Source organism: Desulfobaculum senezii (genome assembly GCF_054657395.1).
In genome coordinates, this window is record NZ_BAAHYU010000003.1 from 152,815 (window position 1) to 169,061 (window position 16,247).

Annotated in this window: 19 protein-coding genes; 14 read left to right on the plus strand and 5 right to left on the minus strand. The window is 63.6% G+C overall.

Features of this window, described 5'->3' with window-relative positions:
* Positions 1 to 163 precede the first annotated feature (163 nt).
* From ACYQ2T_RS09800 to ACYQ2T_RS09855, 12 genes are all read left to right on the plus strand, one after another.
* Positions 164 to 1,144, plus strand: coding sequence for a protein kinase family protein (locus ACYQ2T_RS09800; protein WP_459900249.1), 981 nt, complete (start codon positions 164 to 166; stop codon positions 1,142 to 1,144).
* 17 nt (positions 1,145 to 1,161) lie between these two features.
* The gene (locus ACYQ2T_RS09805; RefSeq protein ID WP_459900250.1) at positions 1,162 to 1,617 is read left to right on the plus strand and encodes a universal stress protein; all 456 of its coding nucleotides are present in this window, start codon (positions 1,162 to 1,164) and stop codon (positions 1,615 to 1,617) included.
* A gap of 45 nt (positions 1,618 to 1,662) precedes the next feature.
* Positions 1,663 to 2,538 carry a universal stress protein gene (locus ACYQ2T_RS09810; protein ID WP_459900251.1) on the plus strand — a complete coding sequence of 292 codons (876 nt, stop codon included), beginning with the start codon at positions 1,663 to 1,665 and terminating at the stop codon, positions 2,536 to 2,538.
* 86 nt (positions 2,539 to 2,624) lie between these two features.
* Positions 2,625 to 4,025: a F0F1 ATP synthase subunit beta gene (gene atpD, locus ACYQ2T_RS09815; RefSeq protein ID WP_459900253.1), complete on the plus strand. Its 1,401-nt coding sequence runs from the start codon at positions 2,625 to 2,627 to the stop codon at positions 4,023 to 4,025.
* Positions 4,025 to 4,405, plus strand: a complete 381-nt coding sequence (locus tag ACYQ2T_RS09820; protein ID WP_459900255.1) for a F0F1 ATP synthase subunit epsilon — start codon at positions 4,025 to 4,027, stop codon at positions 4,403 to 4,405. The genes atpD and ACYQ2T_RS09820 overlap by 1 nt, the downstream gene beginning before the upstream one ends.
* A 3-nt stretch (positions 4,406 to 4,408) precedes the next feature.
* Positions 4,409 to 4,729: an AtpZ/AtpI family protein gene (locus ACYQ2T_RS09825; RefSeq protein WP_459900257.1), complete on the plus strand. Its 321-nt coding sequence runs from the start codon at positions 4,409 to 4,411 to the stop codon at positions 4,727 to 4,729.
* Complete coding sequence (locus ACYQ2T_RS09830; RefSeq protein WP_459900259.1) at positions 4,710 to 5,018, plus strand: N-ATPase subunit AtpR; 309 nt, start codon at positions 4,710 to 4,712, stop codon at positions 5,016 to 5,018. The genes ACYQ2T_RS09825 and ACYQ2T_RS09830 overlap by 20 nt, the downstream gene beginning before the upstream one ends.
* On the plus strand, positions 5,002 to 5,697 hold the full coding sequence (locus ACYQ2T_RS09835) for a F0F1 ATP synthase subunit A (RefSeq protein ID WP_459900260.1): 696 nt from the start codon (positions 5,002 to 5,004) through the stop codon (positions 5,695 to 5,697). Before ACYQ2T_RS09830 ends, ACYQ2T_RS09835 begins: the two co-directional genes overlap by 17 nt.
* Positions 5,698 to 5,716: 19 nt before the next feature.
* Positions 5,717 to 5,995 carry a F0F1 ATP synthase subunit C gene (locus ACYQ2T_RS09840; RefSeq protein ID WP_404843975.1) on the plus strand — a complete coding sequence of 93 codons (279 nt, stop codon included), beginning with the start codon at positions 5,717 to 5,719 and terminating at the stop codon, positions 5,993 to 5,995.
* 25 nt (positions 5,996 to 6,020) lie between these two features.
* Positions 6,021 to 6,767, plus strand: coding sequence for a F0F1 ATP synthase subunit B family protein (locus tag ACYQ2T_RS09845; protein ID WP_459900262.1), 747 nt, complete (start codon positions 6,021 to 6,023; stop codon positions 6,765 to 6,767).
* A complete protein-coding gene (locus ACYQ2T_RS09850; RefSeq protein WP_459900264.1) occupies positions 6,764 to 8,299 on the plus strand; it encodes a F0F1 ATP synthase subunit alpha in 1,536 nt (511 codons plus the stop codon). The genes ACYQ2T_RS09845 and ACYQ2T_RS09850 overlap by 4 nt, the downstream gene beginning before the upstream one ends.
* Positions 8,286 to 9,131 carry a F0F1 ATP synthase subunit gamma gene (locus tag ACYQ2T_RS09855; RefSeq protein ID WP_459900266.1) on the plus strand — a complete coding sequence of 282 codons (846 nt, stop codon included), beginning with the start codon at positions 8,286 to 8,288 and terminating at the stop codon, positions 9,129 to 9,131. The genes ACYQ2T_RS09850 and ACYQ2T_RS09855 overlap by 14 nt, the downstream gene beginning before the upstream one ends.
* 106 nt (positions 9,132 to 9,237) lie before the next feature.
* Here ACYQ2T_RS09855 and ACYQ2T_RS09860 read toward each other — a convergent pair whose 3' ends face one another.
* From ACYQ2T_RS09860 to ACYQ2T_RS09880, 5 genes are all read right to left on the minus strand, one after another.
* On the minus strand, positions 9,238 to 9,726 hold the full coding sequence (locus tag ACYQ2T_RS09860) for a hypothetical protein (RefSeq protein WP_459900268.1): 489 nt from the start codon (positions 9,724 to 9,726) through the stop codon (positions 9,238 to 9,240).
* A gap of 132 nt (positions 9,727 to 9,858) precedes the next feature.
* On the minus strand, positions 9,859 to 10,857 hold the full coding sequence (locus ACYQ2T_RS09865; RefSeq protein ID WP_459900269.1) for an ABC transporter ATP-binding protein: 999 nt from the start codon (positions 10,855 to 10,857) through the stop codon (positions 9,859 to 9,861).
* Between the two features lie 93 nt (positions 10,858 to 10,950).
* The gene (locus ACYQ2T_RS09870) at positions 10,951 to 12,054 is read right to left on the minus strand and encodes a metal ABC transporter solute-binding protein, Zn/Mn family (RefSeq protein ID WP_459900270.1); all 1,104 of its coding nucleotides are present in this window, start codon (positions 12,052 to 12,054) and stop codon (positions 10,951 to 10,953) included.
* A gap of 220 nt (positions 12,055 to 12,274) precedes the next feature.
* Complete coding sequence (gene mazG / locus ACYQ2T_RS09875) at positions 12,275 to 13,126, minus strand: nucleoside triphosphate pyrophosphohydrolase (RefSeq protein ID WP_459900271.1); 852 nt, start codon at positions 13,124 to 13,126, stop codon at positions 12,275 to 12,277.
* A 4-nt stretch (positions 13,127 to 13,130) separates the two neighbouring features.
* Positions 13,131 to 13,763 (minus strand): CvpA family protein, encoded by a 633-nt coding sequence (locus tag ACYQ2T_RS09880; protein WP_459900272.1) that lies wholly within the window; start codon positions 13,761 to 13,763, stop codon positions 13,131 to 13,133.
* Positions 13,764 to 14,123: 360 nt separating this feature from the next.
* On the opposite strand from ACYQ2T_RS09880, the gene ACYQ2T_RS09885 reads away from it, so the two are divergent.
* Both ACYQ2T_RS09885 and ACYQ2T_RS09890 read left to right on the plus strand, forming a co-directional pair.
* Positions 14,124 to 14,372 (plus strand): DUF4212 domain-containing protein, encoded by a 249-nt coding sequence (locus ACYQ2T_RS09885; RefSeq protein WP_459900274.1) that lies wholly within the window; start codon positions 14,124 to 14,126, stop codon positions 14,370 to 14,372.
* A 42-nt stretch (positions 14,373 to 14,414) separates the two neighbouring features.
* Positions 14,415 to 16,190, plus strand: coding sequence for a sodium:solute symporter family protein (locus ACYQ2T_RS09890; protein WP_459900275.1), 1,776 nt, complete (start codon positions 14,415 to 14,417; stop codon positions 16,188 to 16,190).
* Positions 16,191 to 16,247: the final 57 nt, after the last annotated feature.

The window sequence follows — 16,247 nt, forward strand, 5'->3', positions numbered from 1 at the left end:
TAAAAAATCCGCCAATCGTTCAAAAAGCCTTGCATGCGAGGGGTGCGGGCGGTGTGTGAATGTTGTGCAGAGGCTAGGAGAAGGGAAGGGAGTGTGATAGATTGGGAAAACCTGTGGAGAAAACCGTTGTATCACGGCTGGATGCGTCACTTTGGAGGGCTTTGTGTCACAGGAAGTACGCGACCTTGTCAGGCGATTTATGCCGGACTTTCCACTTGCACGCTGCGGCAAGCTGTATACGGACACGACGGAGTTTATGGACATTTCGTATGGGGATGTCATGCTCCTTGGCGGTCTGCATTATATGGTGCTGAAGGAGGAAGTGGAGCGGCGCTATGGCCTTGAGGACCCGAAGTATTGGGTTAAGCGCTGCCGTGTGCTGGAGACGGGCGAGCGGCGCATTGCCAAGCTGGTGTTCCACGAGAATTTCCCCCTGCGCATCGGCGCTATGGAGGTGCGGTGCTTCCGCAGTCCGGAAAAGGAGGCGCGCATTTTGAACCTTGTCCGGGGTGACCGGCGGTTCATGCAGGGGCAGCCCCTGCACGACAGCAAGGGCAATATTGTGCGGCTGCTGGAGATTGTGCACGGGCGGCGGCTGGACAGCATTGTGGACGGGCTGGAGGTGGGCCACAGGGAATATTTCCTTCAGCATTTGCCGGGGCTTTTGGAAAAGTTCATCGAGGCGGCTGAAGCCATCGACTATTTGCATTCGCGATTTGAAAAGCACGGCGACATCCGCCGCGACCATTTGCTCATTCAGCACGGCTCCGGGCGGCCGTGCTGGATCGACTTCGACTATACCTTCGATTTTCAGGAGAACCCGTTTGGGTTGGACCTTTTTGGACTTGGGAACATCCTTGTCTACCTTGTGGGGCAGGGCGACCTGATCCGCGAGGTCTTTGCCTCGCGCGGGTTGGGCGCGCCGGAGGAGGCGGGCTTGGAGCGTGAGGATTTTTCCATTGTCTTTGCCAACCGCGTGGTGAACCTGCGCAAGCTGTATCCGTATATTCCAGAAGCACTCAATAACGTGCTGATGCATTTCAGCGCGGGGACGTATGTCTTTTATGAATCCGTGGAGGAGTTCCTTGCGGAGCTGCGCCCGTGCGTGCCGCTTGTGCGGCGCATGGCGCGGCAAGCAGGGTGACAACAGGGAGAGGCGTCATGATGGACTGCAGGCGAATTTTGTTGGCGGTGGATACATCGGAAAATTCATTGCGCGCCATTGAGTATGTGGCGCAGATGCTGGGCGGCGGCTGCGGCGGCGAGGTGGAGCTGTTGCACATTGTGCGGCTGCCGGAGCGGGATATGTATCCGGACGAGGAGGCTTTTGACGCCAAGCTGTGCGAGCAGGAGGAAGAATCGCATGCCTTTCTCGACACGGCGCGGGGCATCCTGCTGGACGGCGGCTTTACGGACGAGGCGGTGACAGAGCGGCAACTGTGCATTACGGCGCCATCCATTGCCCAGCACATCCTGCGTATCCAGAAGGAGGGCGGCTTTGGGACGGTTGTTGTTGGCCGCCGGGGCGTGAGCAAAGCTGAGGAATTTCTGTTTGGCAGTGTGTCGAGCAAGGTTGTGCACTACGCCAAGAATTGCAGTGTGTGGGTGGTGGGGTAGACGCGTGGGGCTCAGGCCCGGAGGATGAAGAGCATGGGAGTTGGAATGGAAAAACATCTGCTTGTGACGGTGAGCGGCGAAGAGAGCGCCATGCATGGCATCCGCTTTATCCTCAATTTTTTCAAGAACAGGCAAAACCTGCGCCTGACGCTGTTCTACGCGGCCACCCGCCCGCCGGAGGTCTGGGAGCACGAAAAAAACTTTGAAACGCTGAATGAGCAGCGACGCATGGCGGACAAGGCCGAGGCCAAGGGCCGCAAGGCTCTGGAGGAGGCGCGCACGCACCTGTGCAGTCTGGAACTGTGCGAGGAGCAGGTGGACGCCAAGCTCATGTTCCGCAAGGACACCAAGGCCATGGACATCCTGCGCGAGGGCGAGGAGGGGCTGTACGACGCCATTGTGCTGGGCCGCCGGGGACTGACACGCATAGAACAGCTGGTGGAGGACAGCGTGAGCATGGAAATCATCGGCAAGCAGTCCATTGCGCCGATGTGGATATGCCGCTGGCCGGAGAAGCACCGCCAGCATGTGCTCCTGTGCCTTGACGGATCCGATGCCAGCTACCGCATGGCGGACCATGTGGGATTTATGGTGGCGGAGGAGAAGCACCACCATGTGCGGCTGCTGCGCGTTATCAAGCCGGGAACGCGAAGCCACCGCGAAACCGAAGAAATTTTTTCCCGCGCGGCGGAGTCCCTCTTGGAGAACGGTGTGGACGAATCGCGCATCCGCATGACGGTGCGCGAGCGCAATACGCCGTGGCGGGCCATTATGGAGGAGGCCGAGGACGGCATGTACGCCGCGGTGGCCCTTGGGCGCACGGGCGCGGGGGGCGGCATGTTTAAGCGGCTGTTCATGGGGTCTACGACGATTAACCTTATGCGTGAGCTTGCTGGCGCAGTGCTGTGGGTGCGTCCCTAAGGACGGGGCGAAGCCCTGCCCGGAGGCCCCGGCGCGTGTGAGCGAATTTTCGGCCCCTTGCGGGGCAATCTGCGACTGAGGAGGCAATGACCGTGGTGGAAACCAAAGCGGAAAAAGCCGCCAGCTATGACGGTGTGGTGGATGCGGTTCGCGGCGGCGTGGTGGACGTCTCTTTTCCGGATGGCCTGCCCCCCTTGCGGACGCTGGTACGCACCGATGGTGACGACGGCATCGTGATGGAGGTGGCCTCGCATATTGATGCTGAGCGTGCGCGGTGCCTTGCGTTGATGGCGGTGCAGGGCGTGGCGCGCGGGGACACGGTGCGCGGCGAGGGCAGCCCGCTGGAGGCGCCGGTGGGCGAGGGACTGCTTGGGCGCGTATTTAACGTGTTTGGCGACCCCATCGACGATAAGCCCGCGCCGGACCTTGAGCGGCGCGGCGTGCACCGTGCCCCGGCCCCGCTGTCCGAGCGTGTGGCGGGGGAGGAGGTCTTCCCCACAGGCATTAAGGTTATTGACCTGCTGGCTCCGCTGGAGCGCGGCGGCAAGGCCGGAATGTTCGGCGGCGCGGGCGTGGGCAAAACCGTCGTCATTACCGAGCTTATCAACAACATGGCCGGACGCCACAAGGGCGTGAGCATCTTTTGCGGCATTGGCGAGCGCTGCCGCGAGGGCGAGGAACTCTACCGCGACATGCGCGAGTCCGGCGTGATGGACTCCACGGTGATGGTGTTCGGGCAGATGAACGAGCCGCCGGGGGCGCGCTTTCGCGTGGGGCTGTCGGCCATGACTATGGCGGAACATTTCCGCGACGACAGGGGGCAGGATGTGCTGCTCCTTGTGGACAATATTTTCCGGTTTATTCAGGCGGGCATGGAATTGTCCGGCCTGATGGGGCGCTTGCCGTCGCGCCTTGGCTACCAGCCCACCATGGCGACGGAACTGGCGGAACTGGAGGAACGGATTTCCAGCTCGCGCCGCGCGGCCATTACGTCCATTCAGGCGGTGTACGTGCCTGCTGATGACCTGACGGACCCCTCGGCGGTGCATACCTTTGCGCACTTGTCGGCAAGTATTGTGCTTTCGCGCAAGCGCGCGGGCGAGGGACTGTATCCGGCGGTGGACCCGCTCCAGTCGTCCTCGCGCATGCTGTCGCCTGCGGTGGTGGGCCAGCGGCACTACGACGTGGCGCGCGAGGTGCGCCGCACGCTGGCCTCGTATGAGGAGCTCAAGGACATCATCGCCATGCTGGGGCTGGAGGAACTCTCCAGCGAGGACCGCAAAACCGTATACCGCGCGCGGCGGCTGGAGCGCTTCTTGACCCAGCCGTTTTTCACCACGGAGCACTTTACGGGCAAGAAGGGCCGCATGGTGGACCCGGAGAAGACCGTGGAGGGCTGCGAACGCATTCTTGCTGACGAGTTCGCGGAGATGCCGGAGCCTGCGCTGTATATGATTGGCGACATCGACGAGGCCGGGGGCGCGTGATGCAGCTGAGCGTTGTTCTGCCGCTGAAGGTTTTCCTTGAGGAGGAGACGGACAAGGTGGTGGGCATGGGCCTGCGCGGGGGCTTTTGTTTGCGGCCGCGCCATGTGGATATGGCTACAGCGCTCATTCCGGGCATTCTGTCATGGTGGGCGGATGGCGAGGAGCGCTTTGTGGCCGTGAACGGCGGCATATTGGTGAAAAGCGGCGACGAGGTCCGCGTGGCCACGCGCCACGCCGTCAGCGGCGAACTGGGGCACCTGCGCGAGGCCGTGGACGCCATGACCGAGGAACTGGACGAGGGCGAACGTGCGGCGCGTACGGCTTTGGCGCGCCTTGAGGCGCGCTTTGTGCGCGGTGTTTTGGACTTTGGGAGCCGATAGACCATGCCGGAGAAATTTTCACGCGGGGTGGACAGGCAGGAGCGGCGGCGCATTGGCGGGCGGCGGGACAACCGCCCGGAACTGCTGCGCGGGCTGGGGATGTTTGGCCTTGTGGGCTGGGCTGTGGCCGTGCCGCTGTTGGTGGGCACCTTTGTCGGGGTGTGGATTGACCTGTCGCATCCGGGCACGTCGTCATGGACGCTGATGCTGATGGTGCTGGGGCTTGGTATTGGCTGCGCCCACGCGGCGTACTGGGTCAGCCGCGAGCGGCGGTCCATTTTGCGGGACAAGGAGGAACACGGGCATGACCGTGATGGGAAATGAGCCGATGGTGCTGGCTGTGGCGGCCGTGTGGGGCATGGTCCTTGGCGCGCTGTACTTTGGCGGGCTGTGGCTGAGCCTGCGGCTGGTGCCCGGGCGGCGTCGCCCGCGGGCGACGTTTGGGGCGCTGTATGTGGCGCGCCTTGCCGTGGCCCTTGCCGGATTCTGGGCCGCGCTCACTGCCGGGCCTCTGGCCCTTGGCGCGGCCATGGTGGGATTCATTGCTATGCGCGCGCTCATGGTGCGCCGCCTTGGCGGCGTGAGCGGAGGACGGCATGGATATAAGTCCTGACTGGATTGTATACTGGCGCTACGGCCCGGTCACGCTGAGCGCAACCCTTGTCTATACGTGGGTGGTCATGGCGCTGCTTGTTGGCGGGTCGTGGCTGGTGACGCGGCGGCTGGTGCGGCACGAGGATGTGTTGGCGGGGCAGAAGGTGCCGCGCTGGCAGACCGTGCTGGAGACCGTGGTGGTCTACGCGCGCGGCGAGGTGACGGAGGTGCTGGGCAAGGGCGCGGCGAGTCTGTTGCCGTTTTTGGCGACGCTGTTTTTGTTCATTGCCGTCAGCAATACCTTGGCGGCGGTGCCGGGCTTTATAGCGCCCACGGGGTCGCTGTCCACCACGTCGGCGCTGGCGCTGTGCGTGTTTGTGACGGTGCCGGGCTATTCGTTGCTGCGTGTGGGGCTGCGGAAGTATCTGGTGACCTATGTGCGCCCAACGCCGCTGATGCTGCCCCTGAATATTTTTGCGGAACTGTCGCGGACCATGGCGCTGGCCGTGCGTCTGTTTGGCAATATCATGAGCGGGCGGATGATGGGGGCGATTTTGCTCATCATTGCGCCGCTGTTTGTGCCCGTGGTGATGCAGGTGCTTGGCCTGCTTATCGGGCTGGTACAGGCCTATATTTTCGCGGTGCTTGCCGCCGTGTATATCGCCGCCGGAATTGAGGCGGAAGAGGAATCCCCGTGAAACTGACAAGGAGTCGAACATGGACAGTCTGACCATCGTTGCCGCCGCGTCCATCATCGGCGCGGGATTGTGCATTGGCCTTGGCGCTATTGGCCCGGGCATTGGTGAGGGCCACGCCCTTGGGCGGGCGCTGAACTCGTTGGCCCAGCAGCCGGACGAGGCCAGCACCATCACCCGCACGCTGTTTGTGGGCCTTGCCATGGTGGAATCCACGGCTATCTATGCCTTTGTGGTCACCATGATTTTGCTGTTTGCCAATCCGTACTGGAACTATTTCCTCGGGCAGGCCGGAGGCTGAACCCGGGCAGGCAAGGAGTTCCACCGTGCTGTTTGACTGGTTCACCATTGGCGCGCAGATCGTCAATTTTCTGATCCTGCTGTGGCTGCTGAAGCGGTTCCTCTACGGTCCCATACTGCGGGCCGTGGACAGCCGCGAGGCGGCCATTGCCCAGCGCCTGCGCGATGCCGACGCCGCGCGTGACGCCGCCGAGGAGGAGCGCCGCGCCCTAGCCAGGGACCGCGAGGGCTTCGCCGAGGAGAAGCGTCAGCTTATGGAAAAGGCCCGCGAGGACGTGCAAACATGGCGCGAAAGCGCCGAAGAGCGCGTGCGCGGCGAGGTGGAGGCCCGCCGTGAGCGCTGGCTGGAGAGCCTGAGCGCGGAGCAGGCCGAGTTCGAACGCGCCCTTGCCGAGCGCGTGGCGCGCGAGGTTGTTTCGGTATCGCGCCGGGTGCTCACTGACCTTGGCGACGCGGACCTTGAGGAGCGCCTTGCCGAGGCCTTCCTGCGCGAGGTGCGCGAGCGGCGCGGCGCGGCGGTGTCCGGCCGCGTGACCGTGGGCACAGGCGCGGACATGGGGCCGGAGGCCCAGCGCCGCGTGGCCGAGGGGCTGCGCAATGTGTTCACGGAGGTGACGGAGGTGGACTTTACGCAGGCCTCGGAGCTTGGATTCGGCATGCGGATGGAAACGGGAGACACGCGCATCGGCTGGACGCTTTCCGGTTATCTGGAAGGTCTTGAACAGCGGGTGCTGGACGAACTGGCGGCAACGCCGCAGGGAGGCATGGCGTGAGCGACACGGGCAGAAGCATGCAGAATGCGCTGGAGACCGGAACGCAGGCCGTGGACCGCGCCCTTGGGGACTACGACTACGCGCCCACCACGGAGGAGGTGGGGCGCGTCATCGCCGTTGGCGAAGGCATAGCGTGGGCCGAGGGGCTCGGCGCGGTAGGCTCTGGCGAATTGGTGAAGCTGGCCGGACGTGTTTCGGCCTTGGTGATGGATATTTTGCCGGACAAGGTGGGCCTTGCTCTGCTCGACGACGCCACAGGCCTGTCCGCAGGTGACGAGGCCGTGCGCACCGAGCGCGTGCTGGATGTCCCTGTAGGCGAGGGGCTGATGGGGCGCGTGGTGGATCCGCTCGGGCGGCCGCTGGATGGCGGCGGACCTGTGGACGCCCCGGCACGCTGGCCCGTTGAGCGCGACGCGCCGCCCATCATGCACCGCGCGCCTGTGGAACGGCCAGTGGAGACGGGCATAACGGTCATAGACGCCCTTATCCCCGTTGGGCGCGGGCAGCGCGAGCTCATCCTTGGCGACAGGCAGACGGGCAAGACCGATGTGGCCCTGACCGCCATCCTGAACCAGCAGGGCAAGGACTGCCTGTGCGTGTACTGCGCCGTGGGACAGCGCAGTTCCAGCGTGGCCAGCGCCGTGGAAACCCTGCGCCAGAATGGCGCGCTGGAGTACACCATGGTGGTGGTTGCCGAAGGCGGCGACCAGCCCGGCATGATTTACGCCGCGCCCTTTGCGGCCACAAGCATGGCTGAATACCTTATGCACGAGGGACGCGACGTGCTGGTGGTGTACGACGACCTGACGCGCCACGCCGTGGCGTACCGCCAGCTTTCGCTTCTGCTCCGGCGTCCGCCGGGGCGCGAGGCCTTTCCCGGCGATATTTTCTACCTGCATTCGCGCCTTTTGGAGCGCGCCACCCACCTGCGTGACGAGCACGGCGGCGGCTCCCTTACCGCGCTCCCCGTCATTGAGACGGAAGCGCAGAACCTGTCGGCCTACATCCCCACCAACCTTATCTCCATCACCGACGGGCAGATTTATGTGAATCCGGACCTGTTCCGCAAAGGGCAACTCCCCGCTGTGGACGTGGGCAAGAGCGTGTCGCGCGTGGGCGGGCGCGCCCAGCATCCGGGCTACCGCAAGGTCGCCGGGGACCTGCGCCTGTCGTATTCGCAGTTTCAGGAGCTCGAAGCCTTTGCCCGTTTTGGCACCCGGCTCGACGAGAGCACGCGAAAGACCCTTGAACACGGGCGCCGCGTGCGCGAGGCCTTTAAGCAGCGGCGGTACGAGCGGCTGTCCGCGCCGGAGCAGGTGAGTCTGCTTTTTGCCGTGACTAGCGGCTTTTTGGACACCATCCCCGTGGAGAATTTGCCGGATGTACGTCAGCGTTTGACGCAGGCGCTGGAGCCGCGCGAGGATCTGATGGAGCCGCTCACGCAGGCCGGGCCGGATGACGGGGTGTGGGAGGAGTTGCAGGGCGAGATGGAGCGGTTCTTTGCGGCGGAGGGGGGCGATGATAACCCTTGAGGCGCTGGAAAAGCGCATTGCCACCGCCGGAAATCTGCTGTCCGTGGTGACGTCCATGAAGAACCTCGCGGCGGTGAACATGCGCCAGTATGAGCGCGCCGTGGAGGCTCTGGAACGCTACTCCGTCATCAACGACATGGGGTGGCAGGTGCTGCTGCGCAATGGCGCGCTGCGGCCCGTTGCGCCGCGCGGCGAGGCCGTGTGCCTTGTCATAGGCTCGGATCAGGGCCTGTGCGGCACGTTTAACGAGGCCGTGGGCACAAAGGCGGCAGAGGCGCTGGCGGAGCGTGACAGGGCGCGTGTGTGGTGTTCCGGAGCGCGCGCCGAAAGCGCCCTTGATGAGGCCGGGCACACCCCGGATGGACACATCCCCCAGCCCGCAGGGCTGACGGGCATCAGCACGGCGGCCATGCGCGCCGTGCGGGACCTGCCGGAGCCGCCCGGAGCCTTGACGCTCATTTCCAACGAGCCGGAAAGCGGCGGGGGCTTTCGCACGCGGGTGCGGCAGGTGTTGCCGCTGGACGCCGCATGGCTGGAGGAACACCGGGCCGCGCCGTGGCCGCGCCGGAACCTGCCCATGCCCGGTGTGCCGCGCCGTGAACTGTTTGCCCAGCTGTTCGCCCAGTATCTGTTTATTTCGCTGTACCGGGCCTTTGGCCTGTCCATGGCGGCGGAGAATGCCGCGCGCCTGACGGCCATGCAGCGCGCGGAAAAGAACGTGGAGGAAATGCGCGACGACCTTGCGGCCCAGCATCGCGATTTGCGCCAGAGCCTTATCACGGCGGAACTTTTGGAAGTGGCCGCCGGGTTCGAGGCCCTCGAAGGCGGCTGAACCTCCCCCCGCGCCGCAACCAGATGAAAAACGCGCCCCGCAGACGGAAGCCTGCGGGGCGCGTTGGTATGCTGTATGGGCCGGGACGCCGCCCTTTAGGGCAGGGCTACTGCACGGCTTCGCCGGTTTCGGCGCTGACGTCGGTGAGGCGGGAGAGGTAGTCCTGCACTTCCTGCGTGCCCTTCCACTCCTCGTAGCCGGTCATCCACTCGCCAAAGGACATATATTCCTTGTCCAGTTCATCCTCATGGCCCTGCATCCACAGGCCAAAGAGGTACATCTCAATTTTCAGTTCCTTGGAGTCGAAGCTCTTTTCCACGAGTCCGGGGGGGTACTTTTCCCCGTCGTAGACGCTGGCAACATGCGAGCACACTTCGGTACAGGAGCGTTCGTAGTCGATGAGGCTTTTGTCGTAGCGGTTCGCAAGCTCATACAGGTGGGGGTATCGTCCTTCAATATCCTTGAGGATTTCTTCCGGGATGCCGATGAGCAGGGCCTCGCCCTGTTCTTCTTCCACGAAGTAGAACCGCAGCCAGTTTTCAAACTTCATGACTTCCGCCACGTCGGCGACGGCGTAATCGATTTTGCGCGCCATTGTGTATGCCTCCATTCCGGTCATTGATTACGTTGTGCAGAAGTTCACAAGTAGGCATCAAGTCCGGCGGAGTCAAGGGGCTTGTCTGGGGCACCCGCTGGCGGGCCGTTTTTTCGGCGCTGGCGGCGTGGGTTAGGACTGGTGCAGGTGGCAGGCCACAAAGTGCTCCGGCGCGGCCTCGTGCCATGCTGGCGCGGCGGCGGAGCACACGGGCATGGCCTCGGGGCAGCGGGGGTGAAAGGGGCATCCGGCGGGGGGATTGATGGGGCTTGGGATGTCCCCGGCTACGCGCAGAGCAAGGCCCCCGGATTCCGGGTCCGGGCGCGGCACGGCGTCCAGCAGGGCGCGGGTGTAGGGGTGCAGGGGCGCGGCGTAGATGTCCCGGCTGGGGGCCAGCTCCATCAGGCGGCCAAGGTACATTACGGCGACGCGGTCGCTCATGTAGCCCACCACCGCAAGGTCGTGCGAGATGAAAATATACGTCAGTCCCAGCTTGTCCTGCAGGTCCTGCAACAGGCCGATGACCTGCGCCTGAATGGACACGTCCAGCGCGGAGACGGCTTCGTCGCAGACCACGCAGGCGGGATTGAGGGCAAGGGCGCGGGCAATGGCCACGCGCTGGCGCTGGCCGCCGGAAAATTCATGGGGATAGCGCGAGATGAGCTCCGGGCGCAGGCCCACCCAGTCCATAAGTTCGCGCACGCGCTGACGGCGCTCCCTGCGCGGCACGCCGTGGATGGCAAGGCCCTCGGCAATGGTGCTGCCGATGCGCTTTCGCGGATTCAGGGAAGAGAACGGGTCCTGAAAAATCATCTGCACCTTGCGGGGATAGGCCTTCTTAAAGGCGTGGTCCGCGGACCAGATGTCTGTCCCTTCCAGTTCAATGCCGCCGGACGTGGGGCGCTCCAGCCGTAGCAGCTGGCGCGCCAGTGTGGACTTGCCGCACCCGGATTCCCCCACCAGCCCAAGGGTCTCCCCGGCGCGTACCGATAGCGACACGCCATCCAGCGCGTGGACAAAGCTTGTCTCCGCACCAAAAAGTCCGCTGTCGACGGGGTAGTGCTTCGTGAGGTCGGTAATGCGCAAAAAGGTGGAAATGGCTGGTTCTCCTTGCTCCTGAGGTATGGTCATGGGGACGCTGGCGCGCCCCTGCGGCGCAAGACGGCCGCCCCCGCAGTGTGCCGGGGGCGGCCGGAAATGGCAAGCGTGTGCGGGCGGTTGGCTTTAGCGCAGGGCCGCGTGGAAGGCGTCGGCCACGGAGCGCATATTGGCAAGCCAGTCGTAGGCCAGCGGGTCTGCGGGGATGACGGTGCCGTCCACGCCGCGGGCGATGGCTTCGGCGCTGCGGCGCGCGAATTGGGGCTGGACGAAGATAACGCGCACGCCCTTGGCCTTGGCCGTGGCGATGAGGTGTGCGAGGTCGCGCGGGGAGGGTTCCTTGCCGTCCTGTTCAATGGGCAGCTGGCGCAGGTTGTAGTCCCGCGCGAAGTAGCCCCACGACGGATGGAAGACCATAAACGTGCGCGCACCATCGGACAGGACCGGGGCGGGGGCGTCGTCCTCCTCGTCCGGGGCGTGGTCAAAGGTGGCGGTGAGTTCCATGTGCAGGGCGGTGACGTCGCTGATGAAGGCGGCGTGCCCGGCCTTGTAGGCCTTGGCATTGACGGGGTCGGCAAGGATGAGCGCGTCGCGGATGGTATCCGCCATGCGTACCACATAGCGCGGGGACAGCCAGACGTGCGGGTCCATGGTTTCGGTATCCGCGCTGTGGTCATGGTGTCCAGCGTGATCGTGGTGGGCCGCATGGTCATGATGTCCCGCATGGTCATGATGCTCTTCGCCCTCGTGAGACTCGGCGCCGTCATGGTGGGTGTCGGTGCTGTGCCCCATATTCTCCGCCGCTTCCACCGCATGGTGGGCGCTGTGGTCGTGGTCGCCATCCTCGCCACCGGCGTGATGGTGCGCATGGGGCGCAATGGGAATGCGGGGCAGGCCGTCGGCAATGTTGACGATGCGCATGTCCGCATTGGCGGATGCAAAGCGCGGCAGCCACGCTTTTTCAAAGGGGACGCCAATGGCGAAGTACACCGCCGCATCATTCAGGCGCACCATTTGGCTGGGCTTGGGGTCGTAGAAATGGGGCTGTGAACCGGGCGGCACCATGACCTGCACGTCCACAAGGTCGCCGCCGATGCGTTCGACAAAGTATTTTTCCGGCAGGATGCTCACCGCAACGGACAGGGGCTGGGCCATGGCCGCCCCGGCCAGAAAGACAAGGCCGGCAAAGGCGGCCACAGTATATGCAAAGCAGCGTGATAAAACATGCATAGGCAGACTCCTTTCGCGTACTGTATCGCCCCTTTGCATGCATGTGTCAATGATTGCGGCAGCCCTGCGCGGGCGGGGCTCAGCCAAGATGCCGTGCACCTGCGTGCATGTTGGGGCAGAAAAAAGGCCAGCGCGCGTGGTGCGTCGCTGGCCGGAAAGGCGGGTGGTGAAACGGGCAAAGCGGGCAGGCAAGCAAACAGCCCGCAGGGCGGTGCGCGCCCTATTTCTTGGCCTTTACGCGCTCCCACAGGGCGTTCATTTCATCAAGGCTCAGGTCCGCGATGTCGCGGCCGCCGTTTTGGGCGGCGTCCTCAATGGCGCAGAAGCGGTTCAGGAACTTCACGTTGGCGTCCTCAAGGGCCATGTTGGCCTTGAGACCGTGGCGGCGTCCGTATTCGATGAGGGAGAACAGGTAGTCGCCGAATTCTTCCTGCATGCGCTCTTTGTCGCCGGAGGCTTCGGCCTCCAGCCATTCCTGCCATTCGCTGTCCAGGTGGGCTTTTTGGTCCTCGTCGGACTCCCACGTAAAGCCGGTGCGCGCGGCCTTGGAATTCACGCGGTAGGCCTTGAGCATGGGCGGCAGGCCTTTGGGCAGGGAATCGAACACACGCTTTGGGGCTTCGCCCTCGCCGTTCTTTTCGCGGCGCTTGATGCGTTCCCAGTTGGAGAGCAGTTCGTCCTTGCTGCCGAGGTGCAGGTCTTCAAAGACGTGCGGATGGCGGCGGATCATCTTGGTGGCGCTGTAATCAAAGGAGTCCGCCAGCGAAAAATGTCCGGCGCGGCGGTACAGCTCGGCCACGAAGACCAGCAGGAAGGCCACGTCGCCCAGTTCCTCCATGACTTCGTTGGTGGTCTCGGCGGTGGAATGCGCGGGGGCGTCGTTGCGGATGGCTTCCACGAGTTCAAAGGACTCCTCAAGGATGTAGTCGGTGAGGGTCCAGGGGGTCTGCTCCTTGTCCCAGGGGCAGCCGTTGTCGCCAAGCAGGCTGTCGATAACGCCGGAGAGTTTGTCCAGCGCTTCGGCGGTGGTCAGAGGCGTGGTGGAGGTTGGTGCGTCGGCATTGGTGGGCATGGTACTACTCTGTGGCCTCCTTGAGGGAACTTTTCACGGTGTCGAGCATTTCGAGGGAGCTTTCGCCCAGCTTTTTGCCGGAGGAGCGTGCCCCTTCCAGAAAATCATCCAGAGCCTTTTCGCGCTCGCGCTGCATGCGTTCGCGCAGGTCCGAGGGATCGAAGTTGCGCATTTTGTCCGGGGTGAACTGCGACAGGGTGTCCACGCCGCGCTGCAGGTAGGGCGCAATGGCGGACTCGCGCGTGACGTCGGAGCTGGGCATAAAGGACGCCAGCGCCACCAGCAGAATGCAGCACAGCCCGCCAGCCTTGATAAAGCCGACCGCCGCGCCGCCGGGAATGTCCAGCCACGGCACGGGCATGATGCGGAAAATGCGCACCAGCATCCACGCCACGATGGACACGCCAATCATCACCCCGGCAAACAGCGTGATGTAGGACAGAAAATGCAGCAGGCCCGGGCTTTTGAACCATGTGGAATAAAAGCCCACCAGCATGTCGTTGTGGGCGTTGGCCAGCCAATACGCGAGTATAAGGCCAAGGGTGGACGCCACTTCCTTGATAAGGCCGCGAAACGCGCCCCGGACAAAGAAATAGGCCGCAATGGCAATGAATATGATGTCCAGAAAGTTGAACATGAAGTGGATTTCCTTTTTTGGAGCGGACCGGACGGTCCGGTGTGGCACTGGGGCGGCGCGGGCGGCGGTGCATCCGCGACGCCGGAAAAATCTTTCCGTTACCTACCAGAACAGCGTCCAAAGGTGAATAGGGGTGTTGCACGTCCCGGACGTTGATATGCGTCATTTGGGGGGCGGGCGGCGCAAGATGCGGGGCAGGCGGCGTGTCTGGCGCGCGGCCCGTCCTTTACGCCGCAGGGTGCGCCGTTCACCGATTTGCACGTGCCGCAGGGGCCGGGCGGGTGTATAACGAAAAAGTATCCATACCCCGCACGCGGTGGACGCCCCCCGGCATCCGCCGGCGGGATACAGGAGGTCGTTATGGACAAGCGGCAGGAGTATTGGCGGCGCAACCTCAGGTACATGGTTATTTTGCTCAGCATCTGGGCGGTTGTGTCCTATGGGTGCGGCATTCTCTTTGTGCAGCCCCTCAACGCCATCCACATTGGCGGGTTCCCCTTGGGGTTCTGGTTTGCCCAGCAGGGAGCCATCTATGTCTTCGTGATTCTCATCTTCGTCTATTTCTTTCTCATGCGGCGTTTGGACAAGATCTTTGACGTTCATGAATAGCCCGCCCCTGCTGTGGCGTGCGGAAACCATGCGGAGGGCGCGATGACGCTTCAGGTGTGGACCTATATCATGGTCGGGGTGACCTTTGGGGTGTACTTGACCATTGCGTGGATGTCCCGTGTGCGGGATACCAAGGGCTTTTATGTGGCGGGGGGCGGCGTGCCGCCTTTGGCCAACGGCATGGCCACGGCTGCGGACTGGATGAGCGCGGCGTCGTTCATCTCCATGGCCGGACTCATTTCCTTTTTGGGCTACACGGGCGCGGTGTACCTCATGGGCTGGACCGGCGGCTATGTGCTGCTGGCGCTGTTGTTGGCCCCGTACCTGCGCAAGTTTGGCAAGTTTACGGTGCCGGACTTTGTGGGCGACAGGTACTACTCGCGCACGGCGCGGGTGGTGGCGCTGGTGTGCGCCATTTTTGTCTCCCTCACCTATGTGGCGGGGCAGATGCGCGGCGTTGGCATCGTGTTCTCGCGTTTTTTGGAAACGGACGTGAATACGGGCGTGCTCATCGGCATGGTCATCGTGTTCATCTACGCCGGGCTTGGCGGCATGAAGGGCATCACCTACACGCAGGTGGCGCAGTATTGCGTGCTCATCGTGGCGTTTCTTATCCCGGCGGTGGCTATTTCCCTCAAGATTACCGGCGTTGCCATCCCGCAGATTGGCTTTGGCAGCACCATTCAGGCTGGCCCGGATGCGGGCAAGTACCTGCTGGAGACGCTGGATACCATTGGCAGGGACCTTGGGTTCCGGGAGTATACCTCGGCCTTTGGGGCGGGGAATAAGTCCATGCTGGACGTGTTTGCCCTGACCATGTCCCTGATGGTGGGCACTGCGGGCCTGCCCCACGTGATTATCCGCTTTTACACCGTGCCCAGCGTGCGCGCCGCGCGCCTGTCTGCCGGGTACGCGCTGCTGTTCATCGCCATCCTGTACACCACGGCGCCTGCTGTGGCCTCGTTTGCGCGCTACAACATGATTGGCACCGTGAACGATGCGCCCTACGTGCAGATGCCCTCGTGGTTTACCAAGTGGGAACAGACCGGGCTTATCGCGTGGGTGGACAAGAACGACGACGGTCTCATCCAGTACCGCGCGGGCAAGGTCTTTGCCGGAAAGCCGAACTTTATTGATGGCGCGGGCAGCCACGGCCAGCGGCTGGTGGCGAATCAGGTCACCGAATCCCCCAATGAATTGTACGTGGACCGGGACATCATGGTGCTGGCGAATCCCGAAATTGCCGCGCTGTCGCCGTGGGTCATCGCTCTGGTGGTGGCGGGCGGTTTGGCCGCGGCGCTGTCCACGGCCTCGGGCCTGTTGCTGGTCATCGCGTCCAGCATCTCGCACGACCTGTACTACCGCATCATCAACCGCAAGGCCTCGGAGAAGAAGCGCCTGCTTATCGGGCGCATCATGATTGGCGTGGCCGTGTGTGTGGCCGGGTACTTTGGCGTCAACCCGCCGGGATTTGTGGCGCAGGTTGTGGCGCTGGCCTTTGGCCTTGGCGCGTCCAGCTTCTTCCCGGTGCTGGTGCTTGGCATCTTCTCCAAGCGCACCACGCGCGAAGGCGCCATCTGCGGCATGATTGCGGGCATTGGCTTCACCATGTTCTACATCGTGCAGACCAAGTTCCTTGGCGTTGGCTGGTGGCTGTTTGGCATCAGCCCCGAGGGCATCGGCATGATTGGTATGCTCATCAACTTTGCCGTGACCCTTGGCGTCTCCGCCATTACCGCGCCGCCGCCGCAGGAAGTGCAGGAGCTGGTTGAGAACGTGCGCTCCCCCCGCGGTGCGGGTTCGGCCATTGATCATTAGCCCAACCGGCGCGCGGCGCACACCCGCGCCGCGCGCCGAAAACGCCGGAAGCGAGGC

Excerpts from the sequence above, each read along its gene's own strand:
- ACYQ2T_RS09835 (WP_459900260.1), top strand. The coding sequence starts at position 5,002 with ATGGATATAAGTCCTGACTGGATTGTATACTGGCGCTACGGCCCGGTC.
- ACYQ2T_RS09855 (WP_459900266.1), top strand. The coding sequence starts at position 8,286 with ATGATAACCCTTGAGGCGCTGGAAAAGCGCATTGCCACCGCCGGAAAT.
- ACYQ2T_RS09805 (WP_459900250.1), top strand. The coding sequence starts at position 1,162 with ATGATGGACTGCAGGCGAATTTTGTTGGCGGTGGATACATCGGAAAAT.
- ACYQ2T_RS09810 (WP_459900251.1), top strand. The coding sequence starts at position 1,663 with ATGGAAAAACATCTGCTTGTGACGGTGAGCGGCGAAGAGAGCGCCATG.
- ACYQ2T_RS09825 (WP_459900257.1), top strand. The coding sequence starts at position 4,409 with ATGCCGGAGAAATTTTCACGCGGGGTGGACAGGCAGGAGCGGCGGCGC.
- ACYQ2T_RS09830 (WP_459900259.1), top strand. The coding sequence starts at position 4,710 with ATGACCGTGATGGGAAATGAGCCGATGGTGCTGGCTGTGGCGGCCGTG.
- ACYQ2T_RS09890 (WP_459900275.1), top strand. The coding sequence starts at position 14,415 with ATGACGCTTCAGGTGTGGACCTATATCATGGTCGGGGTGACCTTTGGG.
- atpD (WP_459900253.1), top strand. The coding sequence starts at position 2,625 with ATGACCGTGGTGGAAACCAAAGCGGAAAAAGCCGCCAGCTATGACGGT.
- mazG (WP_459900271.1), bottom strand. The coding sequence starts at position 13,126 with ATGCCCACCAATGCCGACGCACCAACCTCCACCACGCCTCTGACCACC.
- ACYQ2T_RS09885 (WP_459900274.1), top strand. The coding sequence starts at position 14,124 with ATGGACAAGCGGCAGGAGTATTGGCGGCGCAACCTCAGGTACATGGTT.
- ACYQ2T_RS09870 (WP_459900270.1), bottom strand. The coding sequence starts at position 12,054 with ATGCATGTTTTATCACGCTGCTTTGCATATACTGTGGCCGCCTTTGCC.
- ACYQ2T_RS09820 (WP_459900255.1), top strand. The coding sequence starts at position 4,025 with ATGCAGCTGAGCGTTGTTCTGCCGCTGAAGGTTTTCCTTGAGGAGGAG.
- ACYQ2T_RS09860 (WP_459900268.1), bottom strand. The coding sequence starts at position 9,726 with ATGGCGCGCAAAATCGATTACGCCGTCGCCGACGTGGCGGAAGTCATG.
- ACYQ2T_RS09840 (WP_404843975.1), top strand. The coding sequence starts at position 5,717 with ATGGACAGTCTGACCATCGTTGCCGCCGCGTCCATCATCGGCGCGGGA.
- ACYQ2T_RS09880 (WP_459900272.1), bottom strand. The coding sequence starts at position 13,763 with ATGTTCAACTTTCTGGACATCATATTCATTGCCATTGCGGCCTATTTC.
- ACYQ2T_RS09865 (WP_459900269.1), bottom strand. The coding sequence starts at position 10,857 with ATGACCATACCTCAGGAGCAAGGAGAACCAGCCATTTCCACCTTTTTG.